Genomic DNA, 23240 nt, shown 5'->3' on the forward strand with positions numbered 1-23240 from the left:
CGCATGATCGCTCGGGTAATGATAGCGCTACCTAAATGGTACGGCAATTTGAAATGTGGGGTTGGGGCCAGTGGGGTTGTGCCAGTCGATTGTGGAGACGCGGGGGCGGTCCCCCGCCGTCGCGCTCAATCCTCGAACGGATCGACCGCAACGCGCGTGCCGCGCAGGAAAGCGTCCGCCACCAGGCGCAGCGGATCGATATCCACGTCGCTGCGGCCGGTGCGGATCAGCGTGGCGAAGCGGGCGTAGAGGCCGGGGTATTCGTGATCCTCGTCGCGCTGGGTGCCGGAAGGCAGGGTCAGCACCGCCCCGCCGCTGGAGAGCCGGAGCGTGCCGGCATCGGTTTCCACCGCGATGTCCCAGCTTTGCGGGCCGGTCTGGCGCCAATCGAGGTCCATGTGGACGATCGCGCTGCCGGTATCGCGGAAATGCAGGTCGGCGGCGATCGGCGCGGCGCGGTTGGCGGGAATTTCCAGCGTGGCCGCCTCAAGGAAGATCGGGCGCGGCAGGATGCGGGTGACGATCGACAGCGCGTTGATGCCGGGATCGAACACGCCCAGGCCGCCCGGCTCCCAGATCCACGCCTGCCCCGGATGCCAGACGCGCACGTCCTCCCGCCAGGTGATCTCCACGCGCTTGATCCGCCGCTCGGCCAGCCAGGCGCGCGCCGGGGCGACGCCGGCGGCAAAGCGCGAATGCCACGCGGCGAACAGCGTGGCGCCGACCTTGTCCGCCTGGCTGTGCAGCGCGGCGACTTCCGCCAGCGTCGCGCCGGGCGGCTTTTCCAGGAACACATGGATGCCGCACGCAAGCGCCGTGCTCGCCAGATCATGACGGACCTGCGGCGGCGTGCAGAGCGCCACGGCATCGACCGCGGGGCCGCCAGCCAGCAGTTCGTCGAGGCTGGCGAAATGCGGCACGCCATCGACGCCCGGATCGTGCGGGCTGACCGTGGCGGCAAGACCAAACGCGCGGTTGCCGGCGATGGCGGGCAAGTGCTGGTCGCGGGCGATCTTGCCCACGCCGACCACGGCGATGCGGATCGGGTCCATCGCGCTAGAGCACCCGCACCTTCAGCGGGACCGAAGCGTCGCCCCTCGTCCGCGCCAGCGGATTGCGGCAGGGCAGGGTGAACGGCGCGGCCTCAATCTCGAACACGTCGCCCACCTGCGTGCGCACCGCATCGCTGAACGAAAGCGTGGCGGTGCCGAAGAAATGGACATGGACGTCGCCCGCGCGGCGGAAAAGGTCGTATTTGAAGTGGTGGTGTTCGAGATTGGCGAGGCTGTGGCTCATGTTGTCCTCGCCGGTCAGGAACGGCTTTTCCCACAGCACCTTGCCATCGCGCAGGATGCGGCTGGTGCCGCGAATGTCCGTCGGCGCGGCGTCGATCAGCAATTCGGGGCCAAGCGCCGCGCGGCGCAGCTTGGAATGGGCGAGCCAGAGGTAATTGTGCCGCTCGGTCACGTGGTCGGAAAACTCGTTGGCCAGCGCGAAGCCGAGGCGGAACGGCGTGCCGTCGGGGCCGATCAGGTAGATCCCGGCCAGTTCCGGCTCCTCGCCGCCATCCTGCGCGAAAGCCGGCATGTCCAGCGGTTCGCCGGGGCCGACAAGCTGGCTGCCATCGCCCTTGTAGAACCATTCGGGTTGCTGGCCCACGCCGTCCCCGGCGGGCTTGCCGCCTTCCAGCCCTTCCAGGAACATGCGCATGGAATCGGTCTGGTGCGCGGCGGCGGCTGCTTCGCGGTGCATCTTGTCGCGCCCTTCAGCCGAGCCGAGGTGGGTAAGGCCGGTGCCGGTAAGCGCAAGGTGCGCCGGGTCTTCGTGATCGATGGGCGCGAGGAAGTGGCCCGCTTCGAACTCGGCGGCGAGATCGATCGCCGGCCCGGCCGGGCACTTCCGCGCCTCCACGGCCAGCGTGGTGCCGGCCGCGATTGCGCGATGCGCCAGGTCGGTGGTGCGCGCCACGCCTTCGAGGACACGGGCCACATCGCCATCGGCGAGGATGACGCGGCGCGTGCCGTCGCCGGCGCGGTGCTGCAGGAGGCGGAGTGCCATGGATGAAATCTCCCGTCCGGCGTTCAGAGCGTCAGCGTGCCGTCGATCAGGCGGGGCGCGCCATCGCCGCGCGCCTCATCGCGCAACTCGGGCGGAAGCACCGCCGGGCTGAGGTTCTGGTAGCTGACCGGGCGCAGGAACCGGTCGATCGCCAGGCTGCCGACCGAGGTGGTGCGCGGGTCGGACGTGGCGGGGAAGGGGCCGCCGTGGACCATGGCATGGCAGACCTCGACGCCGGTGGGCCAGCCGTTGGCGAGGATGCGCCCGACTTTCGCTTCCAGCACCGGCAGCAGGCGCGTGGCCAGCGCCTCGTCGGCGGCATCCAGGTGGAGCGTGGCGGTCAGCTGGCCTTCCAGCCCCTTGACCACGGAGACGAGTTCTGCCTCGTCGCGGCAGACGACCACGATCGAGGATGCGCCGAACACCTCGTGCCCCATCGCCTTTTCGGCGAGGAAGGCTGCGGCGGTGGTGCGGAACAGCGCGGCGTGGCCCTGCATCGCTGCGCCGGCCAGGCCCTCGGCCAGCTTCTCGACGCCGGGCGTGGCCTCAAGCGCGGCGACGCCGGACTGGTAGGCCTTGCAGATGCCGCCGGTCAGCATGGTCTGGGCGGCGGCAGCACGGGTCGTCTCGGTGGCGGCGGCCAGGAAGGCGTCGAGCCCTTCGCCCTCGATCGCGAGGATGAGGCCGGGGTTGGTGCAGAACTGGCCGGCACCCATCGTCAGCGAACCGATGAAGGCCGCACCGAGCGCGCTCCCCCGCGCCTTCAGCGCTTCGGGCAGGAGCAGGACCGGGTTGATGCTCGACATTTCGGCATAGACCGGGATCGGCACGTCGCGGCTCTGGGCGAGGCGCACGAGCGCGAGGCCGCCCCCGCGCGATCCGGTGAAGCCCACGGCGGTGATGCGCGGGTCCTGCACCAGCGCGGCGCCGAGATCGTTCGAGGGGCCAACCAGATGGCCGAACACGCCGGCGGGCAGGCCGGAGGCGGCCACCGCGCGGGTGATGGCGGCGGCCACGAGCGCGCCGGTGCGCGGATGGGCGGGGTGGCCCTTGACCACGACCGGGCATCCGGCGGCGAGCGCCGAGGCGGTATCGCCCCCGGCGGTCGAGAAGGCCAACGGGAAGTTCGACGCGCCGAATACCGCGACCGGGCCGACCGGGATCATGCGCAGCCGCAGGTCCGGGCGGGGCAGCGGCTGGCGATCGGGCAGGGCGGGATCGATGCGCAACTGCTGCCACGCGCCCTTGCGCACGACATCGGCGAACAGGCGCAGCTGGCCCACGGTGCGGCCGCGTTCGCCTTCCAGACGGGCGCGGGGCAGTCCGGATTCCTCCATGGCGGCTTCGATCAGCTCGTCGCCGATGGCCAGGATCTCCGCCGCGATGGCTTCCAGAAACGCGGCGCGCTCCTCGCGCCCGGTGGCGCGGTAGGTATCGAAGGCGGCGGCGGCGGCGGCGCAGGCGGCATCGACTTCGGCCGGGCCATCGATGGGGAAGGCAGGGCCGGTCGGCTCACCCGTGGCGGCAGCCACGGAGCGGAATTCGGTCATGGGAATCTCCTGATTTACTCTGACATATTGCCAGAGGTGCCGGAACGCAACCGGTGGCGCGTTCCGCAAAGAGGTGTGGTAAGTTAAGTGTTCAGGCGGTTTCGCCGGTCGGGCGCGATCCCCACAAGGCGTAGAACAGCACGTACAATTCACAGGCGGCCGTCAGCAGGAACGATGTCTGCAGCCCATAGGAATCGGCCAGCCACCCTTGCACCACCACCAGCGCGCCGCCCGCGATCGCCATGATCAGCAGGCCCGAGCCTTCCTCGGTCAGCGGGCCGAGCCCGCGAATGCCGAGCGTGAAGATCGTCGGGAACATGATCGAATGGAACAGGCCGACAAGGATCAGCGCCCACATCGCCGCCGGCCCGGTGGTAAAGACGGTGACGAGCATGACCACGAACGCGCCGACCGAGAACGCGGCGAGCACCCGCGCGGCATCCACCTTCTGCATTATCGCGGACCCGAGGAAGCGGCCGACCATCATGCCGCCCCACAGGAACGTGAGATAGCGGCCTGCCTGCTCGTGCGTGAGATTGGCGATCGTGGGCTGGCTGACGAAGTTCACGAACAGGTTGGCGACGCCGATTTCGGCGATCAGGTAGATGAAGATCGCAGGCACGCCGAACACCAGGTTGCGGTGCTTCCACAACGACAGCTTGCGGCGTTCCTCGGGCGCGAGGCGCAGCGTCGCGCTGCCCATGGCGGGCAGCGGAAAGCGCGCGATCACTACGGCGAGAACCACGAGCACGACCGCGACCAGGCCATAGGGCAGGATCACCGACTGGGCATCGGCCAGCCGCTCCGCCGGGGTCAGCACCACGTCGGCGCTGGCGGTGCCGCCCTTCGACCGGCCGAGGATCAGGTAGGCGCCGAACATCGGCGCCAGCATCGTTCCCGCCGAATTCATCGCCTGCACCAGGTTGAGGCGCGAGGAGGCGGTTTCGGGCTTGCCGACCACGGCCACATAAGGGTTGGCCGCCACCTGCAGCAGGGTGATGCCGCTGGCGATCACGAACAGCATGGCCAGCGTTACCCCGTAGGACGGGATCGACGCGGCCAGCATCATGCCGAGCGCGCCCGCCGCCATGACCAGCAGGCCGATTACCAGCGCCTTCTGGTAGCCCGCCTTCTCGATCAGCTTGGCCGAGGGGATCGAAGCCACGAAATAGGCGATGAACCACACCGATTCGATCAATGTTGTCTGCGTATAGTTGAGATCGAACACGCTGCGCAGATGCGGCAGCAGCGTGTTGTTGATCACCGTGATGAAGCCCCACATGAAGAACAAGCTGGCCAGCAGCGTCAGCGCCGGGCCGTAGCGGACGGGGGAACCGGCGCTATCCGGCGAGATGTTGCTGTTTTCCGGCACCTTCGATTGTGTTGAGGCCACTGGCGGCATGGTCTCGGCTTCCTCTCGTCTGCTCTGCGCTGGCAACGGCTTGTTACCGTCTTGCGCAATCTGTATTTGTCAGACTATATCCGGGAAAAGGTCGCGTCAATGGGCGGCGCCGGTGACGACACGTTCCGAAAGGATGAGAGGATGACGATTGTGGGCAGGTCGAAAGGTGGCGTCCTGATGGTACTGGCACTGGCGGCGCCGGCGATGCTGGCGGCCCCGGCGGCGGAAGCGGCCGAAGCGCGGCAGGAAAGCGCCGGCCGGCTGGCCGACGGGTCGGAGGCGTTCGCGATCACGCTGAAGGCCGCGAACGGCGTCTCGGCGCGGGTCCTAACTTATGGCGCCACGCTGCAAGCGCTGATGGCGCCGGGCCGCGATGGCACGGTGGCCGACGTGCTGCTGGGCTACGACGATGTCCAGTCCTACGAGGCGAAGCCCAACTTCTTCGGCGTGACCGTGGGGCGCTATGCCAACCGCATCGCCGGCGGCCGGTTCACGCTCGACGGCAAGAGCTACCAGCTGCCGCAGAACAACAACGGCAACAGCCTGCACGGCGGCGCCAAGGGGTTCGACAAGCGCAACTGGCAGGTCGTTTCGCTCAAGTCCGGCCCGGTGGCGAGCGTGGTGCTGTCCTATGTCAGCGCCGATGGCGAGGAGGGCTATCCCGGCAAGCTCGACACCAGGGTCACCTACAGCCTCGACGAGCGCGGCAACCTGACCATCGCGTTCGAGGCCGCCACCGACAAGCCGACGATCGTCAACATGACCAACCACGCCATCTTCAACCTGGCCGGGGAAGGTTCGGCGATGGGTGCCATGGGGCACCGCCTGACGATTCCGGCATCGACCTATACCCCGGTCGGCGCGACGCTGATCCCGACCGGCGAGCGGCGCAAGGTGGCCGGCACCGTGTTCGATTTCCGCACGCCGCGCCGCGTGGCCGATGGGCTGCGCGACGGCACCGACCAGCAGATCGCCTATGGACACGGGTATGACCACAACTTCGCGCTCGACAAGGGCGCGACCGCTACGCCCCAGCTTGCCGCGCGGCTGGAAGACCCGGCATCGGGCCGCGTTCTCGAAGTGCTGAGCACAGAGCCCGGCGTGCAGTTCTACACCGGCAACTTCCTCGACGGGACGCTTATCGGCAAGAAGGGGCATGTCTATCGCATGGGCGATGGCATCGCGCTGGAACCGCAGAAGTTCCCGGACGCGCCCAACCAGCCGTCGTTCCTGTCCGCGCGCGTCGATCCGGGCAAACCCTATCGCCACGTGATGATCTACCGCGTCAGCAAGGCGCCGCCGGCGCGCTGATCCTTTTCGCACCTCCAGCACCCGAAGGCCGCAATGACCGATTCTTCCAGCAAGCGCCCCGCCCCGAAGCTGCGTTCCCGCGCTTGGTTCGACAATCCCGACAACATCGACATGACCTCGCTCTATCTCGAGCGCTATCTCAACTTCGGCTTGAGCCTTGAGGAACTGCGGTCGGGCAAGCCGATCATCGGCATCGCGCAGACCGGAAGCGATCTTTCGCCCTGCAACCGTCACCACATCGTGCTGGCCGAGCGCGTGCGCGAGGGCATTCGCGAGGCGGGCGGGATCGCGCTGGAAATCCCGGTCCACCCGATCCAGGAAACGGGCAAGCGGCCGACCGCCGGGCTGGACCGCAACCTGGCCTACATCGGGCTGGTCGAGGCGCTCTATGGCTATCCGATCGATGGCGTGGTTCTGACCACCGGCTGCGACAAGACCACGCCGGCGCTGCTGATGGCGGCGGCCACGGTGAACATCCCGGCGATCGCGCTGTCCGTCGGGCCGATGCTCAATGGCTGGTTCAAGGGCGAGCGCACTGGGTCGGGCACGATCGTGTGGAAGGGCCGCGAGCTGATGGCCAAGGGCGAGCTGGACGAGGAAGGCTTCATCAAGCTCGTCGCCAGTTCCGCGCCATCGACCGGCTATTGCAACACCATGGGCACGGCCACCACGATGAACAGCCTGGCCGAAGCGCTGGGCATGATGCTGCCCGGCTCCGCCGCGATCCCCGCGCCCTACCGCGATCGGCAGGAATGCGCCTGGCGCACGGGCAAGCGCGTGGTCGAGATGGTCCACGAGGACCTGAAGCCTTCGGACATCATGACGCTCGATGCCTTCCACAACGCCATCGTCGTCAATTCCGCGATCGGCGGATCGACCAACGCCCCGATCCACCTGGCCGCGATTGCCCGCCACGTGGGCGTGGACCTGCCGCTGACCGACTGGCAGCGGCTGGGTCACAAGGTGCCGCTGCTGGTGAATCTGCAGCCCGCCGGCGAATATCTGGGCGAGGACTACTACCGCGCCGGCGGCGTGCCGGCCGTGGTCGGCCAGCTGATCGCGCAAGGGCTGATCGCCGAGAACGCGATGACCGCGAACGGCCGGACCATGGGCGAAAACTGCCGCGACGCGAAGATCGAGGACGAGCGGGTGATCCTGCCGTTCGACAAGCCGCTGAAGACGGACGCGGGCTTCGTGGTGCTTTCGGGCAACCTGTTCGATTCCGCGATCATGAAGACCAGCGTGATCAGCGAGGAATTCCGCGCGCGCTATCTGTCCAACCCGGACGATCCCGACGCATTTGAAGGTCCGGCGGTGGTGTTCGACGGGCCGGAGGATTACCACGCGCGGATCGATGACCCCGCCACCGGGATCACCGCCGAAACGCTGCTGTTCATGCGCGGCGCGGGGCCTATCGGCTATCCGGGCGCGGCCGAAGTCGTCAACATGCGCGCGCCGGCCTATCTCATCACCGAGGGCGTCACCGCCCTGCCGTGCATCGGTGACGGGCGCCAGTCGGGCACCAGTGGCAGCCCCTCGATCCTCAACGCCAGCCCGGAGGCGGCGGCGATGGGCGGCCTGGCCCTGCTGAAGACCGGGGATCGCGTCCGCATCGACTTGCGCCGGGGCACCGCCGACATGCTGGTGCCGGACGCGGAACTGGCCGCGCGCCGCGCCGCGCTCGAAGCGGCGGGCGGCTATGCCTATCCGCCTTCGCAGACGCCGTGGCAGGAAATCCAGCGCGAACGCGTCGGCCAGCTTGCGACCGGCGCGATTCTGGAGGGCGCCGAGAAGTACCAGCGCATCGCGCAGACGCGGGGCCTGCCGCGCGACAACCACTGATCCGCGCCCGCGGTTGACGCGCGCGCTGGCCGGACATCCGCGGAGCGCGCTCTGCCGGGGCAGCAATCGCTACCGTTCTGCACAAAGGGGACTATCGATGCGTGGCAAATACCTCCGAACGCTCATGACCATGGGGTGTGCCCTGGCGATGACGGTGCCCGCCGTGGCGCAGACGACCGGCGGGGCCACCGTCACGGTCCAGGCCGACCGCCCCGGCCCGGTGATGAACCGCCAGGTCTTCGGCCAGTTCGCCGAACATCTCGGCCATGGCATCTATGGCGGGATCTGGGTGGGCGAAGGCTCGCCGATCCCCAACGATCACGGCTATCGCCGCGATGTGCTGGACGCGCTGAAGGCGATCAAGGTGCCGGTGGTCCGCTGGCCGGGCGGCTGTTTCGCCGACGAATACCACTGGCGCGACGGCATCGGCCCGCGCGCCAAGCGTCCGGTGAAGATCAACACCAACTGGGGTGGGGTGGACGAGGACAACAGCTTCGGCACCAACGAATTCATGGGCTTCGCCGAACGGCTGGGCGCGGAGGCCTACATATCGGCCAATGTCGGCAGCGGTACGCCCGCCGAAACCAGCGAATGGGTCGAGTACATGACCTCGCCCAACGGCTCGACCCTGGCGGGCGAGCGCGCGGCCAACGGCCATCCCGCGCCGTTCCAGGTGCGCTATCTGGGCATCGGCAACGAATTGTGGGGCTGCGGTGGCAACATGCGCGCCGAATATGCCGCCGATCTCACCAACCGCTTCGCCCAGTTCGCCAAGGCCGGCGGCAAGGACAAGATGCTCAAGATCGCCAGCGGCCCCAGCGACGAGGACTATCCCTGGACCGAGACGCTGATGAAGCTTTCGGGCAAGTACATCGATGGCCTTTCGCTGCATTACTACACCCGCCCGCGTGACAAGGACTGGAACGACAAGGGCGCGGCGCTGGGCTTTCCCGAGAGCGAGTGGGCGACGACGATGCGCAACACGCTGCGCATCGACGAATACATCACCAGGCATTCGGCGATCATGGACAAGTATGATCCCGAGAAGAAGAAGTGGCTGGTCGTCGACGAATGGGGGACGTGGTACGATCCCGCGCCCGGTTCCAACCCCGGCTTTCTGGTCCAGCAGAACAGCCTGCGCGACGCGGTGGTGGCAGGCCTCAACCTCAACATCTTCGCGCACCATGCCGATCGCGTGAAGATGGCGGCGATCGCGCAGATGGTGAACGTGCTGCAGGCGATGCTGCTGACCGACGGCGCGAAGATGGTCAAGACGCCCACCTACTGGGTCTTCGACCTCTACAAGCCGTGGCAGGACGCGACGACCTTGCCGATCGACCTGCAATCGCCGCTGTACCGCAACGGCGACGTCACGGTGCCGGCGATCAGCGCCTCGGCCGTGCGCGATACGGCGGGCCAGGTGCACGTGGCGCTGGTCAACCTCGATCCGCACCGCGCGATCCCGGTGTCGATCGGCCTTGCTGGCGTGCGGGCGGGCACGGTGAGCGGGCGGATCGTCACCGGCACGGCGATGGACGCGCACAACAGCTTCGAGGCGCCCGACGTGGTGCGGCCGGTGGCGTTCACTGGCGCGCGGATCGCGGGCGGGGCGGTCACCGCGACCTTGCCGGCGATGTCGGTGGTGGTGCTGGACCTGCGGTAGGGCCGGACGGAAGCCGGGGCCATGAGGCCGGGACCATGATGGCGGACGAAGCGCGCGGCATCACCCGCCGGGGCCTGATCGAAGGCGCGGTCGTGCTGGGCGCTGGATTTACGGTTTCCGGGCTTGCGCTTCCCGGGCTTGCTCTTCCCGGCATGGCCCTGGCGGAGCCTCCGATCCCGGCCGCGCGGCTGTGGTATCGGCAACCGGCCGAACAATGGACCGAGGCGCTGCCGGTGGGCAACGGCCGGCTGGGGGCGATGGTGTTCGGCGGCGGCGCGCACGAGCGGATCGCGCTCAACGAGGCAACGTTCTGGAGCGGCGGCCCCTACGATCCGGTCAATCCGGGGGCAAAGGGCGCGCTGGCGGAAGTGCGCCGGCTGATCTTCGCCGGGCAATTCGCGGAAGCGCAGGCGCTGGCCAACGCGCGGCTGATGGCCACGCCGCTGGGCCAGATGTCCTACCAGCCGATCGGCGATCTGCTACTGGACCTGCCCGGCCTTGGCCCGTTGGTCGATTACCGGCGCGAGCTGGACCTTGACGCGGCGCTCGCCACCACGCGGTTCGCCACACAATACTTGCGCTACCGCCGCGCGGTCGTGGCCTCGCCGGTGGACCAGGTGATCGCGATCGAGCTGACCTGCGACCGGCCGGGGCGGATCGACCTCGACGTGGCGCTGACCACGCCGCAGCGGGGCACCGTTACCGCGACCGGAGACACGATCCGGCTTGCCGGGCAAGGCCCGGCGGAGAACGGCGTGGCGGGCGCGCTGCACTTCGCCACGGCCGTCCGCGTGATGGCGCAGGGCGGCGTGACCGAAGCGCGGGGCGAACGGCTGGCGGTTCGTGGTGCCGATGCGGTGACCATCCTCGTCGCGATGGCTACCAGCTACCGCCGTTTCGACGATGTCGGCGGCGATCCCGCAACCACCACGGCCGCGCAGATCGAGCGCGCTGCGTCCAAGGGCTTTGCCCGCATCGCCGAGGAGGCGGCGGCCGAGCACCGGCGGCTGTTCCGCCGCGTCCGTCTGGACCTGGGCCGCACCCCGGCGGCGGACCGCCCCACCGACGAACGCATCCGCGTCGGCGCAACCACGGACGACCCGGCGCTGGCGGCGCTCTATTTCGATTACGGGCGCTACCTGCTGATCTGTTCGTCGCGCCCCGGCGGCCCGCCGGCCAACCTGCAGGGGCTGTGGAACGATGCGCCGCAGCCGCCGTGGGGCTCGAAGTACACGATCAACATCAACACCGAGATGAACTACTGGCCGGCGGAAGTGACCGCCCTGCCGGAATGCGTCGCGCCGTTGGTTCAGCTGGTCCGCGAGCTGGCGATCACGGGCGAACACACGGCGCGCGCGATGTACGGCGCGCGCGGCTGGGTGGCGCATCACAATACCGATGGCTGGCGGGCTACGGCCCCCATCGACGGCGCGCAATACGGCCTGTGGCCGATGGGCGGGGCGTGGTTGTGCCTCCATCTGTGGGACCGCTTCGACTACGGGCGCGACATCGCCTATCTGCGCGCGGTCTATCCGCTGATGCGCGGGGCGGCGCTGTTCTTCCTCGATACGCTGCAGACCGATCCGGCCAGCGGATACCTCGTGACCAACCCGTCGCTGTCGCCCGAGAACGAGCACCCCCAAGGAGCGTCGCTGTGCGCGGGGCCGGCGATGGACCAGCAGATCCTGCGCGACCTGTTCGACCGGACGGCACAGGCCGCCGCCATCCTGCATACCGATGCCGGTTTCGCGGCGCAGCTCCGCGCCACGCGCGCGCGGCTGGCGCCCGACCGGATCGGCGCGCAAGGGCAGCTTCAGGAATGGCAGGCCGATTGGGACGCCGCCGCCCCCGATGCGCATCACCGACACGTCTCCCATCTCTATGGCCTGTTTCCCAGCAGCCAGATCGATCCCGACACGACCCCGGCGCTGGCGCGCGCGGCGCGGCGGTCGCTGGAGCTGCGCGGCGATGAATCGACCGGCTGGGCGACGGCGTGGCGGGCCAACCTGTGGGCCAGGCTGCGCGATGGCGACCATGCGCATCGCATCCTCGTTTTCCTGCTGGGGGCCGATCGCACCTATCCCAACCTGTTCGATGCGCATCCGCCCTTTCAGATCGACGGCAATTTCGGCGGCACCCGCGCCGTGGCCGAGATGCTGATGCAGAGCCGCGACGGGGAACTGCTGCTATTGCCCGCGCTGCCGCGTGCCTGGCCGTCCGGATCGGTGTGCGGCCTGCGCGCGCGCGGAGCGATTGGCGTCGATATCGCGTGGCGGGGCGGACTGCTGGAACGGGCGGTGCTGACCGCCGATGTCCCCGGTTCGCTGGTCGTCCGGTGTGGCGATGCGCGCCGCAGCGTGCGGCTGGCGCCGGGGAAGAGCGTGATACTGAACGGCCCGGGCCTGCAACTGGCACCGGGCGCGTCGTGAAGGAAAGGAACTGAACGTGGGCAAATCCTTGTTATCCAATCGGAAAGGTCTTCTCGCCGGGCTTGTCCTCATGGGCGCCAGTTTCGCGGCGTCCCCGGCGTTTTCCCAGGCGGTGACCGAGAGTCCGCCGGTCGTCGCTGGCGCGCCGCGGCTGACGGTGCAGACCATCACGGTCCACGGCGCGGCGCTCGAAGGCAATCTGGAAGGCGAGGCGGCGGACCGGACGGTGCTCGTCGTGCTGCCGCCAAACTACGCCACCCAGCCCAGGCGGCGCTATCCGGTGCTCTATGCGCTGCACGGCTATTCGATCGGTGCCCAACAATGGGTTCAGGAGATCCATGTGCCGCAGACGATCGCCAACGCCTATGCCAAGGGCCTGCCGGACATGATCGTGGTGATCCCCGATGCCAAGACCGCGTACAACGGGTCGATGTATTCGGGCTCGATGACCACGGGCGATTTCGAGACGTTCGTTTCGCGCGATCTGGTCCGCTACGTCGATGCGCACTACCGCACCATACCCGATCGCCTGAGCCGCGGGCTCGCCGGGCATTCGATGGGCGGCTATGGCACGGCGCGGATCGGGATGAAGCACGCCGACACGTTCGGCGCACTCTACATGATGTCGCCGTGCTGCCTTTCGGCCCGCGCCGCCGATCCGCTCACCCCGGAAGCGGCGGCCGCGCTGGCCAGCGTGACGTCGCCGGCGGATTCGGCGAAGCTTCCGTTCCCGCTGCGCGCCCAGTTCGCGGTGGCGGCGGCCTGGTCTCCCAATCCGAAGAAGCCGCCGCTCTACCTTGACCTGCCCGTCGAGAACGGCGTGACAAGGCCCGACGTCATCGCCCGGTGGGCGGCCAACGCGCCGCTCTCCTTTGCCGATCAATACATCGGCAACCTCCGCCAGTATCGCGCGATCGCGATCGACGTGGGCGATCAGGACAGCTTGAAGGTGGATGCGCAGAAGCTCCACGACCTGCTCGATGGCTACGGGGTGGCGAACAGCTTCACCATCTATCCCGGCACCCATGTCAGCCGTGTCGCCTTCCGGTTCCAGGACGAGGTGTTGCCCTTCTTCGGCCGAGAATTGAAGCGGTGAAGCGCCGGTTGCACCGGATCGCGCCCGCCATCGCCGCGTTGGCGCTGGCCCATGTCCCGGCTTCCGCCTCGGCGGACCCACTGGACCCCACCGGGCGGTGGACCGCCAACGAACGTGGCGATGCCGCCCTGCCGCCGATGGGGTGGAATTCGTGGAATGCCTTTACCTCGGACATTTCGGAGGAGAAGATCATGGGTTCGGCGGAGGCGATCCTCCGTTCGGGGCTTGCCGCCAAAGGCTATCGCTACATCAACCTTGATGATGGCTGGTGGCTCAAGCGGCGCCAGCCGGACGGCCGGATGATGCCCCGCACGGCCCAGTTTCCCTCGACCATTGTGCCGGGGGGCGATCCCAGCTTGCGCCCCTTCACCGATCGTCTGCACACGATGGGATTCAAGGCCGGCATCTACAGCGACATCGGGCGCAATTCGTGCGGGCAGGTCTATACCTCGACGATGCCGAACCAGCCCGAGGGCAGCGTGGCGGAGCGCGAAGTCGGCCTCTATGGCCATATCGATCAGGACATCCGGCTCTATTTCCAGGACTGGGGCTTCGATTTCATCAAGGTGGACGGCTGCGGCATTCGCGGGCTGCCGGCGGATCATCCCGAAGTCCGCTCCGGGCGCTATCGCGCGCTGCCGCCGCTGGTGGATTCCGATAGCCTGGCGCGGACCGACGTGGCCGCGGTGCGGCGCCTCTATGGCGAAGTGGCCGATGCGATCCAGCGCTACCGGCCCGACGGCCACTATATCTTCTCGATCTGCCTGTGGGGCTCGGCCGACGTGCGCGCCTGGGGCAAGGATGTCGGCGGCATGTCGCGCACCAGCGAGGACATTGCGCCGAGCTGGGCCAGGATGTTGCACAATCTCGATACCGTCGCGCGCCGGCCGCTCTATGCGCACCCCGGCTCGTGGAACGATCCCGACATGCTGTTCGTCGGCACCGGCGATTTCGACGAGCATCACCTGACCGAGGCGCGATCGCACTTCGCGCTGTGGGCGATGGTCAACGCGCCGCTGTTCATCGGCTATGACTTGCGCCACGCATCGCCGGCGTTGCTGGAACTGCTGGGCAACGAACGCATCATCGCGATCGATCAGGACCCGGCCGGCAACCAGGCGACGCTCGCGTTCGATAGCGACGAGGTGCAGATCTTCGTCAAGACGCTGGCGAGCGGCGACAAGGCGGTGGCGGTGTTCAACCGGGGCAGCGGTCCGGTGGACATGAAGCTGACCGCCGCACACCTGGCCTTCGCCGATGCGGCGGAGATCGGGCTGACCGATCTGTGGTCGGGCGTGCAATCCCGCTTCACCGGCGAGAAGGAGCTTCACCTTGCGTCGCGCGAAACGCTGATCTTCACCGCGCGGGGAACACGCCTGCTGGCGAACGGTGTCTACCTGTCCGAGCAGCCCGGCAGCGTCAATCCGGCGGTGGACGGGGTGCGGACGCCGCAACCCGACCCGCTGGTCCACCGCGCGCCGCTGCAATGGCAGGGCACGCGCGGCAAGGGCGATTTCCCGCGCTATGGCGGCTGGGGCGGCGCGCGGGTGGACCGCACGCCGTTCGACCAGCCGCAGCGCATCGCCGGGCAATGGCTTGGCAACGGCATCGGCGTGCTTGCCAATTCGCGGCTGGAAGTGCGCAGCGGGGGCTACCGCCAATTCCGCGCGCGGGTGGGGATCGACGATTCCGCCGCGCCCGATGCGGCGCCCGTCACGTTCCTGGTGTACGGCGATGGCCGGCTGCTGGCCCGATCGCGGCCGCTGCGGCGGGGCGAGCCGGCGCAACCGCTGTCGGCGGACATCGCGGGGGTCAGGATCGTCGAGCTGGTGACCCGCCAGGCGAGCGCCAGTGCCGCGGACATTCCGGTCAACTGGGGGGAAGCCGCCCTGCTTCGCCCGGATGGATCGCGGCCGGACTGAGTTCGGACCCGTGCGAGGGAAAACCATGAACCACGCTCCCTGCTGCGGCCATTCGCGCCGCGCCTTCCTCTGTTCCGCCGCGACGGCGGCAGTGGCCGCCGGTTTTGCGCCGGCCGCCGTGGCAGGGGCGACTCCCGCGCCGGCCGGAGGCGTGCCCGCGCCGGCGCTGCGGCCGTTCGATCTGGCTGACGTCGATCTGGGCGAAGGCCCGTTCCTGCACGCCCAGCGCATGACCGAAGCCTATCTGCTGCGCCTGCAGCCCGACCGGCTGCTGCACAACTTCCGGGTCAACGCGGGGCTCGCGCCCAGGGCACCCGTCTATGGCGGTTGGGAGTCCGCGGGCATCTGGGAGGATATCAACTGCCACGGCCATACGCTTGGCCACTATCTGTCGGCCTGCGCGCTGGCGTGGCGATCGACCCGCGATCGCCGCTTCCGGCAGCGGGTGGACTATATCGCCGACGAACTGGCCGCATGCCAGCGGGCGTCGGGCACCGGCCTGGTCTGCGCGTTTGCCAAGGGGCCAGCGCTGGTTGCGGCGCATCTGCGCGGGGAGCCGATCACGGGCGTGCCCTGGTACACGCTGCACAAGATCTTCGCGGGGCTGCGCGACGGGGCGCTGCTGGCCGAGAGCGCCCGATCGCGCGAGGTTCTGCTGCGCCTTGCCGATTGGGCGGTGATCGCCACCGCCCCGCTGACGGACGCGCAATTCGAGGCGATGCTCGATACCGAACACGGCGGCATGAACGAGGTTTTCGCCGATCTCCATGCCATGACCGGCAAGCCCGAATACCGCGACCTTGCCCGCCGCTTTTCGCACAAGGCGATCCTGGAGCCGCTGTCGCAGGAGCGCGATCATCTCGACGGGCTTCATGCCAACACGCAGATCCCCAAGATCGTCGGCTTCGCACGGGTCTACGAAGCCACGGGCGACACCGCTTACCGCAATGCCGCCGCGTTCTTCTGGAAGACGGTGGCGCAGACCCGCTCGTTCGCGACCGGCGGCCACGGCGACAACGAACACTTCTTCCCGATGGCCGATTTCGCCAGCCACGTGTTCTCGGCGAAGGGCGGCGAGACGTGCTGCCAGCACAACATGCTCCGCCTGACCCGCGCGCTGTTCCTGCGCGATCCACAGGCCGATTATGCCGATTACTACGAGCGCGTGCTGTACAACGGCATTCTTGCGTCGCAGGACCCGGACAGCGGCATGGTCACCTATTTCCAGGGCGCACGGCCGGGCTACATGAAGCTGTACCACACGCCCGAGGATTCGTTCTGGTGCTGCACCGGCACGGGCATGGAGAACCACGTCAAGTATCGCGATTCGATCTATTTCCGGGGCGACGACAGTATCGTCGTGAACCTGTTCATCCCCTCGACCGTGCGCTGGGCCGAACGCGATGCGGTGTTGACCCAGACCACCGCTTTCCCCGAGCGCCCGTCGACCTTGCTGAAATGGGCGTTGAAGCGCCCGACCGAAGCGACGCTCAAGCTACGTCACCCGCGCTGGAGCAAGGAGGCGACCGTGCTCGTGAACGGGCGCGCGGTCGCGCGGTCGCGGCATCCCGGCAGCTTCGTTGACGTGCGCCGCGCCTGGGAGAACGGCGATCAGGTGGAGCTGGTCCTGGCCATGCACCTCGCGATCGACCGCGCGCCCGCCGCGCCGGACATCGTGGCCTTCACTTACGGCCCGCTGGTGCTGGCCGGTGCGCTCGGCCGTGAAGGTCTGCAGGATGGGGCCGATGTGATCGTCAACGAGCGCCTCTATGGCGCCTATAACGATGGCCCGTTCACGACGCCGCAACTGGCTGGCGATCCGGAGGATATCCTGGGCCGGATTCGCCCCGGCCCGGAGCCGCTGCACTTCACCGTGCCGTCATCGACGGGCGCGCCGGTCCGCCTCGTGCCCTATTTCAGGATCGCCCACGAGCGCTATGCGACCTACTGGCCGACGACAGCCTCATGACCTGACCCTGGCACGGACCGGTCACTCGGCCGGCACGGCGATGTCCTGCCGCGCCATGCGGCGCGAGCCGTAGACCAGTTCGAACAGCGGGCTGGCCATCATCGTCGTCACGATCGCCATGAACACCAGCATCGCGAACAGCGTCGGCCCGATCAGGCCCTTCTGCAGGCCGATGTTGATGATGATCAGTTCCATCAGCCCGCGCGAGTTCATCAGCGCGCCGATGCCGAGCGCGGTGGGATTGTCCTCTCCGCACAGCCGCGCGGCGAGGTAGCAGGCCCCGAACTTCGCGAGGATCGACGCGGCCAGGATGCCGAGCGCCATCAGGAACAGCGGCCACGAGCCGATCATGTCCATGCGCGTGTTCAGCCCCGAATAGGTGAAGAACATCGGCAGCAGCATCACCACCGTGAGCGGCTCGACCCTGCGCTTCAGCTCTTCGGCGAAAAGCCCGCGCGGCATGAACACGCCCAGGATGAACCCGCCGAAGATGGCGTGGATGCCGATCGCGTCCATCAGAAAGGCCGAAAGGCACAGCAGCATCAGCGCACTGGCCAGCACGGCCATGCTCATTTCTCCGCGCTGTTCGACCGCATGGCCCAGCGGGGCCAACAGGCGCCGGCCGAACGCGAACAGCAGGCCCGCGTAGAGAAGCGCTCCCCCGATGGCGACGACCGCGATTCCCGCGCCACCGCCGAACGTGGCAAGCACCACCGCCAGCACGCACCATGACGCGGCATCGTCGAACGCGCCGGCGGTGAGCGAGAGCGTACCCAGCGGGCTTTCGGACAGGCCGCGTTCGTTGATGATCCGCGCCAGCATCGGGAAGGCCGTCAGCGCGATGCAGGCGCCCGTGAACAGCGTGGCGCTGGTCCGGCCGATGTTCGCCGCAAACAGGCCCGGTACGTCGAGCAGGAACGGCGTGATGACCACCGCGATCGCGAACGGCGCCGCGATGCCCGAGACCGATACCGCGGCCGCGCTGCGCGCCTTCGCGCGGAAGTGCGTGGGGCTGAACGTCAGCCCCACCAGGAACATGTAGAGCGCCACGCCAAGCTGCGACCCTGCATACAGCACGTTGCGCGTTTCCGCAGGGAAGATGGCCGCCTGCAGGCCGGGCGCGAGCAACCCCAGCAGCGAAGGACCGAGAAGCACGCCCGCGATCATCTCGCCCACCACCTGCGGCTGGCCGAGGAACTTCTGCCCGATCCGGCCCACGACCTGACAGGCCAGGATGATCAGGGTCAGCTGGAGGAAGAAGTGCACGCTGAAGTCGCCGGGCACATAGCTGGCCGCCGCGCCCGGTGCTGGCGGGCCGTGTGGCGCCAGGATTCCGCCCAGTATCGGCAGGACTTCGTCCAGAATGTGGGCCATGGCTTCCTTGCACTCTCCCGGGGCGCAGCGCCTTCGCGCTTGTCGTCGATCGATGCAGGGGAGATGCGCTACGCGTCCTCCGGCATCAATGCATTGACAGCCATGGTAGCGTTATCTTGCATGTCTGGCAATCGCCGCTATGCGGGAGGAGAAGAGTCGGTTGTCGCCTAGCTCCGCTGCAGCGTTTCCCGCTGCATAAGCCAGATTACGGCTGCCGTTGTGAACGACGCTGCACCCAGCAGCATCGCGGTTGCCAGGCTGAAGGACTGCGCGATCTGCGCGGTGATGATCGGCGCGAAGAAGCTGATCACCCGGCCCCAGTTGAAGATCGAGGCGGCCGTCGATTGCAGGTGCGGCGGATAGAGTTCGGCCATCCACGGCCCCCAGATCACGCTGGAGCACAGTGCGGCGCCATAGATGAGCCCGGCCACTTTCAGCACCGTCGGGTCCGCAGGCCCCAGCAGATAGACCGCGATCGCACCCGAAGCGATGAGGAAGCCGATGGCGTTGAAGCGGCGCCCGAAGCGATCGGCGGCCCAGCCCCAGAAGAAGCCGCCCACGATATTGCCGCTGAACTGCCAGGCGACCAGTGCGCCGGCGGTCTGGGCGCTGAACCCGCGTTCGCCGGTCAGGTAGGTCGTGAGCCAGCCGCTGAACGCCGCGTAACCGAAGAAATTGAGGCCGGCCATAGTCGCCAGCATCAGCGTCTGCTGGCGCAGGCCGGGCGCGAACAGTTCGCTGATCGGCAGGCGCGATACCCCGCCGCGCGCCCCGCGATCCATGCGCGATCCGGTGGGGATGGCGGCAAGGACAAGCAGCGCCAGGGCGAGGGGAGGAATGCCCCCGATCAGCAGCAGGTGCTTCCAGTTGCCCGGCGCGACCAGCCCCATCGCCACGCCGAGCACGACGATCGATAGGCTGAAGGCGGCGTTGAGCGTGCCGGCAAGACGGCCGCGCAAGGTCGGCTGGAACAGGTTGATGTAGATGCCGACAACTACCGGAAACGAGCCGCCGGCAAAGAAGCCGAGCAGGAAACGCTGGAGCAGAAGCTGCGGGTAGCTCGCAACGATCATGCCGGCGAGCAGCAGCACGCCGTAGCCGAACACCAGCCCCGACAGGACGCGGCGCCGCCCGATGCGATCCGCGATCTGCCCCAGCACGATGGCCCCGGTCAGCGCGCCCGCGCCCTGCGCCGAATAGGCCGAGCCCGCCTCGATCAGCGAAAGCCCCAGCGATTCCCGGATGTAGGGCCGCAGCACGTCCACCGTGTTCCAGGCCCAGCCATAGAGGAACTCGCAGGCAAGCAGCAGCACGAAGACCAGCACCTGACGCCCAAGGCCGGGTTCGGCCGAGGCTGGATCGGAGTGCGGCAGCGGAACGGAAGCGGCGGGAATGGACATGGGATCGGTCCGCTGAACGGGAGGGCGGGAGGGCTTGCCGTGCGGTGGGGGCCGCACGGCAAGCACGGATGCGCTCAGGCGGCGCGCTGCAGTTCGGCGAGCTTGATCTGCACCAGCATCGAGAGTTCGTCATAGACAACCCATTCGTCGACGATCTTGCCGTCGCGAATGTGGAAGTGGGTGACGCCCATCACGGAAAGGTGGTGGCCGGTCGGCGCGCCGAGCGAGCCGTAGCCCATGTGGTGACCGTCCATGGTCCAGCGCAGGGCATACTTGGTGCCGCCCTCTTCGCTGTCGACCGAGCAGATATGCTGCGGCACGAAGGCGCAATCCGGGATCAGGGCGACCAGGCGCATCGTCTGCTGCAGCACCGCCGCAACGCCGCCCAGTTCGCGCATCAAGGGGCCATGCCACTGGCAATTGGGCGCGTAGATGTCGCGGATCAGGCCGAACATGCGCTTGTTGTAGATGTGGTGCAGCCAGCGGAGCAGCTGTTCCTCGCCTTCGTTGTGGGCGATCGAAAGGTCGGCTTCGCTTTCGGGCGGATACTGGCCCAGCAGGCGCCGGTTCTCGGCAAGGTCCAGCACCGTCTCGCCGTTTTCGAACTTCTTCCGCGCCAGCCCTTCGGCGAACACCTGCGGGTCAACGCCGACCTGGATCAGCGGCCCCATGTTGTCGCGGACGATCCATTCCTTGTAGATCTTGTTTTCCAGGATCATGCACTCGGCGACCGTGCGGGTGCAGAACGTCCGACCGGTCGGCTTGCCCCACGAACCGAACTCGGAGTGGCGGCCAAGCCCGTGGGTCATGTGGCTGGTGTAGAAGCCGTCCACGTCGTTGCCGCGCCAGATCACCTGCTGCGCCATGCCACGGCGGTCGGGAAACTCGACAAGCCGCTGGATCGTGTCGCGGATATGCGTCTCGCGGTCATACATCGTGCCCAGCGTGGTGTAGGCAACGCAGTTGTGGGTGTAGTGGCTGTAGATCAGCCCCACGTCGCGCTCGTCCCAGATGCGATGGGTGCAGCGGATGATGTAGTCGACGATGTCGGTATAGGATTCGTCGAACCCGCGCATCGACTGCACCCGCGGCCGGTTTTCGGGCACCAGCTGCGTGAAATCGCGGCGTTCCACCTGGAGGACGCTGCCGCCGGAGGGCGCGGCCGCTTTCGCGGATTCGACCGGCTTTACGGGCTTGGGATTGCTTTCGGTCACGATACCTCCGAGGCGTTGGAATAGGTTGAGTTGTCTGCGCACTGACGTTCTGCGCGCGATTGGTGAAGATCGACCTGCCCGAGCCAGGTGGAAAACGCGGCGGAACAGGCGGCGGGTTGCTCAAGAAGCAGGAAGTGCCCCGCATTGGCAACCTCGGTCCATGTCGCCCAGGGCAGGGCGTTGGCCATTTCGGCCTGCAGCTCTTCGGGCGCGACGACGTCCTGCGCGCCCGAAAGCACGAGTGTCGGCATGTCCATGCGGGCAAGGCGCGGGCGGTTGTCGGGGCGTGACAGCGCGATTTCGGTCTGCCGTTCGGCCGTGCCCGGCGGGCACGCGTTCGCCATGGCGATGATCAGCGCGCGAAGGCACTTTTCCTCGCTGCGCGACGGGTGGACATACCGTGACCAGAGCTGTTCGCTGACGAGCGTCGCGGGATCGACACCGGCCACCGCGGCGCGACGGGCGGCATGATCGGCCTCTGGCACAGGTCGCGCGTTGCCGGCGATCAGGGCCATGGCCGCGATCCGGTGCGGCGCACGGGCGGCGAGTTCCAGCGCAACGATGGCCCCGAGAGAAAAGCCCACGGCGATGAACCGGTCCGGCGCCGTCGCCAGCAGCCTTTCGGCCGCGTCTTGCACCGACGTATCTTGCGTCAGATCGGCATGAAGCGTGCGTTCGGCGGAAAGCGCGCCCGAGATCGCGGCGAAAACGCGCGCATCGCACAATGTTCCGGGCAGGAACAGGACGGGTACGGTGCTCTCGGCCGGCAGCATCGAAGGCGGTCTCTTTTCTCGTTTCAGTGCAGGCCTAATCCGAAAAGCGAAAACTCGGCCTTGCGCTTTCCCCGGTCTTGACCTACCAGATTTGCATTCGAATGCAACATCAAGTTTGGAGCTTATCGTGACCGAGTGGACCCGAGAGGCCATGGCGCAGCGCCTGGTGCGTTATGCCGATCTCGTGCCTTGCCGCACCGCCTTCATCGATACCCGCACGCCGGGGTCGACAGAGAAGGAGAACTTCACAATCATCGGTCCGGGCGTGTCCGAAAGCACCGACCAGTTCGTGCACATAACCGAGAAGCACGGTTTCAACATCGGGGCGGCGCGCCAGCCCTTCGGCTGCGTCAATTCGCAGCACAGCCATGATACCGCCGAGGTCTTCATGGTCCATTCCGGGCACTGGCGGCTGCTGTTCGGGCCGAACCGCGAGGATGGCACGCTGGACATCGGACCGGGCGACGTCGTGTCGGTGCCGATCCACATGTTCCGCGGCTTCGAAAAGATCGACGATGGCCTGGGCATGCTGTTCACCGTGCTGGGCGAGGACGATCCGGGCAAGGTCACCTGGGCGCCGGCGGTGTTCGAGGCGGCCGAAGGATTCGGACTGAAGCTCGTCAAGGGCGGGCAACTGATCGATACCAGCGAGGGTGAGCACACCCTGCGCCAGATGGAGCTTGAGGCCCCTCTCGACGAGAACCAACTGCGCGAACTCGCCACCCCGCCGATCGAGAAGCTGATGCAGTGCATCGTCCGCTGGGGCGATGCCGTGGCGAACCCGGATTCGCCTCTCGCGCGCGAAGGCGTCGAGGAGGCCGGTCTGATCGCGGTGGGCGCCAGCGGAGACGGTTTCGCGGCTGGCCCGATTGCGGGCTGGTGGCCGCACGGGTTCCAGTTGCGCCTGCTGACGTTGCAGACCGGTGCCTATGTTCCGATGCACGCCCGCGCCGAAGCGGAAGTGCTGATCGTGCAGGAAGGGACGCTGGAGGTAAGCTGGGGCAGCGAAGCGCTTCTGCTGGGGGCGGGCGATACGCTCACCATCCCGACCGGCCTCGCCCATGCGTTCCGGAACACCGCTTCGGTGCCGGCCAAGGCGTTTGTGGTACGCGGAACCGACAGTCCGGCGGCGCCGATCTTCGGCTGAGCCCCTCGACGGCATGTGAAAAGGCCCGCGAACCTGGTGGTTCGCGGGCCTTTTTGCGTGTCCCGAAGGGCTGTCGGTCCGATTATATCC

At 67.8% G+C, this 23240-nt stretch carries 16 protein-coding genes; 8 read left to right on the forward strand and 8 right to left on the reverse strand.

Going from position 1 to position 23240, the window contains the following annotated elements; genetic code table 11:
- Positions 1–125 precede the first annotated feature (125 nt).
- The 4 genes from NMD1_RS00980 to NMD1_RS00995 form a co-directional block, all read right to left on the reverse strand.
- Positions 126–1052 carry a Gfo/Idh/MocA family protein gene (locus NMD1_RS00980; protein WP_125953236.1) on the reverse strand — a complete coding sequence of 309 codons (927 nt, stop codon included), beginning with the start codon at positions 1050–1052 and terminating at the stop codon, positions 126–128.
- 4 nt (positions 1053–1056) lie between these two features.
- Entirely contained in the window at positions 1057–2058 is a 1002-nt protein-coding gene (gene araD1, locus NMD1_RS00985) for an AraD1 family protein (protein ID WP_125953237.1), read from the reverse strand.
- A 23-nt stretch (positions 2059–2081) separates the two neighbouring features.
- Positions 2082–3608: an aldehyde dehydrogenase (NADP(+)) gene (locus NMD1_RS00990; RefSeq protein WP_125953238.1), complete on the reverse strand. Its 1527-nt coding sequence runs from the start codon at positions 3606–3608 to the stop codon at positions 2082–2084.
- 91 nt (positions 3609–3699) lie between these two features.
- On the reverse strand, positions 3700–5010 hold the full coding sequence (locus tag NMD1_RS00995; protein WP_206694924.1) for a sugar MFS transporter: 1311 nt from the start codon (positions 5008–5010) through the stop codon (positions 3700–3702).
- 204 nt (positions 5011–5214) lie between these two features.
- Between NMD1_RS00995 and NMD1_RS01000 the strand changes: the two genes are divergently transcribed.
- The 7 genes from NMD1_RS01000 (at position 5215) to NMD1_RS01030 (ending at position 17242) form a co-directional block, all read left to right on the forward strand.
- Positions 5215–6321 (forward strand): aldose epimerase family protein, encoded by a 1107-nt coding sequence (locus NMD1_RS01000; RefSeq protein WP_125953748.1) that lies wholly within the window; start codon positions 5215–5217, stop codon positions 6319–6321.
- A gap of 33 nt (positions 6322–6354) precedes the next feature.
- Positions 6355–8163 (forward strand): IlvD/Edd family dehydratase, encoded by a 1809-nt coding sequence (locus NMD1_RS01005; protein ID WP_125953239.1) that lies wholly within the window; start codon positions 6355–6357, stop codon positions 8161–8163.
- 97 nt (positions 8164–8260) lie between these two features.
- A complete protein-coding gene (locus NMD1_RS01010; protein ID WP_375600780.1) occupies positions 8261–9826 on the forward strand; it encodes an alpha-N-arabinofuranosidase in 1566 nt (521 codons plus the stop codon).
- 35 nt (positions 9827–9861) lie between these two features.
- Complete coding sequence (locus NMD1_RS01015; protein WP_233497269.1) at positions 9862–12255, forward strand: glycoside hydrolase N-terminal domain-containing protein; 2394 nt, start codon at positions 9862–9864, stop codon at positions 12253–12255.
- Between the two features lie 70 nt (positions 12256–12325).
- On the forward strand, positions 12326–13351 hold the full coding sequence (locus NMD1_RS01020; RefSeq protein WP_125953240.1) for an alpha/beta hydrolase family protein: 1026 nt from the start codon (positions 12326–12328) through the stop codon (positions 13349–13351).
- Positions 13348–15273: an NPCBM/NEW2 domain-containing protein gene (locus NMD1_RS01025; protein ID WP_375600781.1), complete on the forward strand. Its 1926-nt coding sequence runs from the start codon at positions 13348–13350 to the stop codon at positions 15271–15273. Before NMD1_RS01020 ends, NMD1_RS01025 begins: the two co-directional genes overlap by 4 nt.
- Before the next feature lie 25 nt (positions 15274–15298).
- Complete coding sequence (locus tag NMD1_RS01030) at positions 15299–17242, forward strand: glycoside hydrolase family 127 protein (protein WP_125953241.1); 1944 nt, start codon at positions 15299–15301, stop codon at positions 17240–17242.
- 21 nt (positions 17243–17263) lie between these two features.
- Here the strand turns inward: NMD1_RS01030 and NMD1_RS01035 are convergent, their stop codons facing one another.
- From NMD1_RS01035 to NMD1_RS01050, 4 genes are all read right to left on the reverse strand, one after another.
- Positions 17264–18616 carry a cation:proton antiporter gene (locus NMD1_RS01035; protein ID WP_125953242.1) on the reverse strand — a complete coding sequence of 451 codons (1353 nt, stop codon included), beginning with the start codon at positions 18614–18616 and terminating at the stop codon, positions 17264–17266.
- 167 nt (positions 18617–18783) lie between these two features.
- Positions 18784–20016 (reverse strand): MFS transporter, encoded by a 1233-nt coding sequence (locus NMD1_RS01040; protein WP_125953243.1) that lies wholly within the window; start codon positions 20014–20016, stop codon positions 18784–18786.
- Positions 20017–20090: 74 nt separating this feature from the next.
- Entirely contained in the window at positions 20091–21230 is a 1140-nt protein-coding gene (locus NMD1_RS01045) for an ester cyclase (RefSeq protein WP_199558035.1), read from the reverse strand.
- Positions 21227–22003, reverse strand: a complete 777-nt coding sequence (locus tag NMD1_RS01050) for an alpha/beta fold hydrolase (protein ID WP_158453838.1) — start codon at positions 22001–22003, stop codon at positions 21227–21229. Before NMD1_RS01050 ends, NMD1_RS01045 begins: the two co-directional genes overlap by 4 nt.
- Before the next feature lie 127 nt (positions 22004–22130).
- Here NMD1_RS01050 and NMD1_RS01055 point away from each other — a divergent pair, with 127 nt between their 5' ends.
- A complete protein-coding gene (locus tag NMD1_RS01055) occupies positions 22131–23150 on the forward strand; it encodes a cupin domain-containing protein (RefSeq protein WP_125953245.1) in 1020 nt (339 codons plus the stop codon).
- Positions 23151–23240: the final 90 nt, after the last annotated feature.

Origin of the sequence: Novosphingobium sp. MD-1, assembly GCF_001014975.1 — a bacterium.
GTDB lineage: Bacteria > Pseudomonadota > Alphaproteobacteria > Sphingomonadales > Sphingomonadaceae > Novosphingobium.

Bases quoted from the DNA above. Each gene is read 5' to 3' on its own strand.
- NMD1_RS01020 (WP_125953240.1), top strand. From the start codon at position 12,326: ATGGGCGCCAGTTTCGCGGCGTCCCCGGCGTTTTCCCAGGCGGTGACC.
- NMD1_RS01040 (WP_125953243.1), bottom strand. From the start codon at position 20,016: ATGTCCATTCCCGCCGCTTCCGTTCCGCTGCCGCACTCCGATCCAGCC.
- NMD1_RS01010 (WP_375600780.1), top strand. From the start codon at position 8,261: ATGCGTGGCAAATACCTCCGAACGCTCATGACCATGGGGTGTGCCCTG.
- NMD1_RS00995 (WP_206694924.1), bottom strand. From the start codon at position 5,010: ATGCCGCCAGTGGCCTCAACACAATCGAAGGTGCCGGAAAACAGCAAC.
- NMD1_RS01030 (WP_125953241.1), top strand. From the start codon at position 15,299: ATGAACCACGCTCCCTGCTGCGGCCATTCGCGCCGCGCCTTCCTCTGT.
- NMD1_RS00980 (WP_125953236.1), bottom strand. From the start codon at position 1,052: ATGGACCCGATCCGCATCGCCGTGGTCGGCGTGGGCAAGATCGCCCGC.
- NMD1_RS01005 (WP_125953239.1), top strand. From the start codon at position 6,355: ATGACCGATTCTTCCAGCAAGCGCCCCGCCCCGAAGCTGCGTTCCCGC.
- NMD1_RS01050 (WP_158453838.1), bottom strand. From the start codon at position 22,003: ATGCTGCCGGCCGAGAGCACCGTACCCGTCCTGTTCCTGCCCGGAACA.
- NMD1_RS01035 (WP_125953242.1), bottom strand. From the start codon at position 18,616: ATGGCCCACATTCTGGACGAAGTCCTGCCGATACTGGGCGGAATCCTG.
- NMD1_RS01015 (WP_233497269.1), top strand. From the start codon at position 9,862: ATGATGGCGGACGAAGCGCGCGGCATCACCCGCCGGGGCCTGATCGAA.
- araD1 (WP_125953237.1), bottom strand. From the start codon at position 2,058: ATGGCACTCCGCCTCCTGCAGCACCGCGCCGGCGACGGCACGCGCCGC.
- NMD1_RS01000 (WP_125953748.1), top strand. From the start codon at position 5,215: ATGCTGGCGGCCCCGGCGGCGGAAGCGGCCGAAGCGCGGCAGGAAAGC.
- NMD1_RS00990 (WP_125953238.1), bottom strand. From the start codon at position 3,608: ATGACCGAATTCCGCTCCGTGGCTGCCGCCACGGGTGAGCCGACCGGC.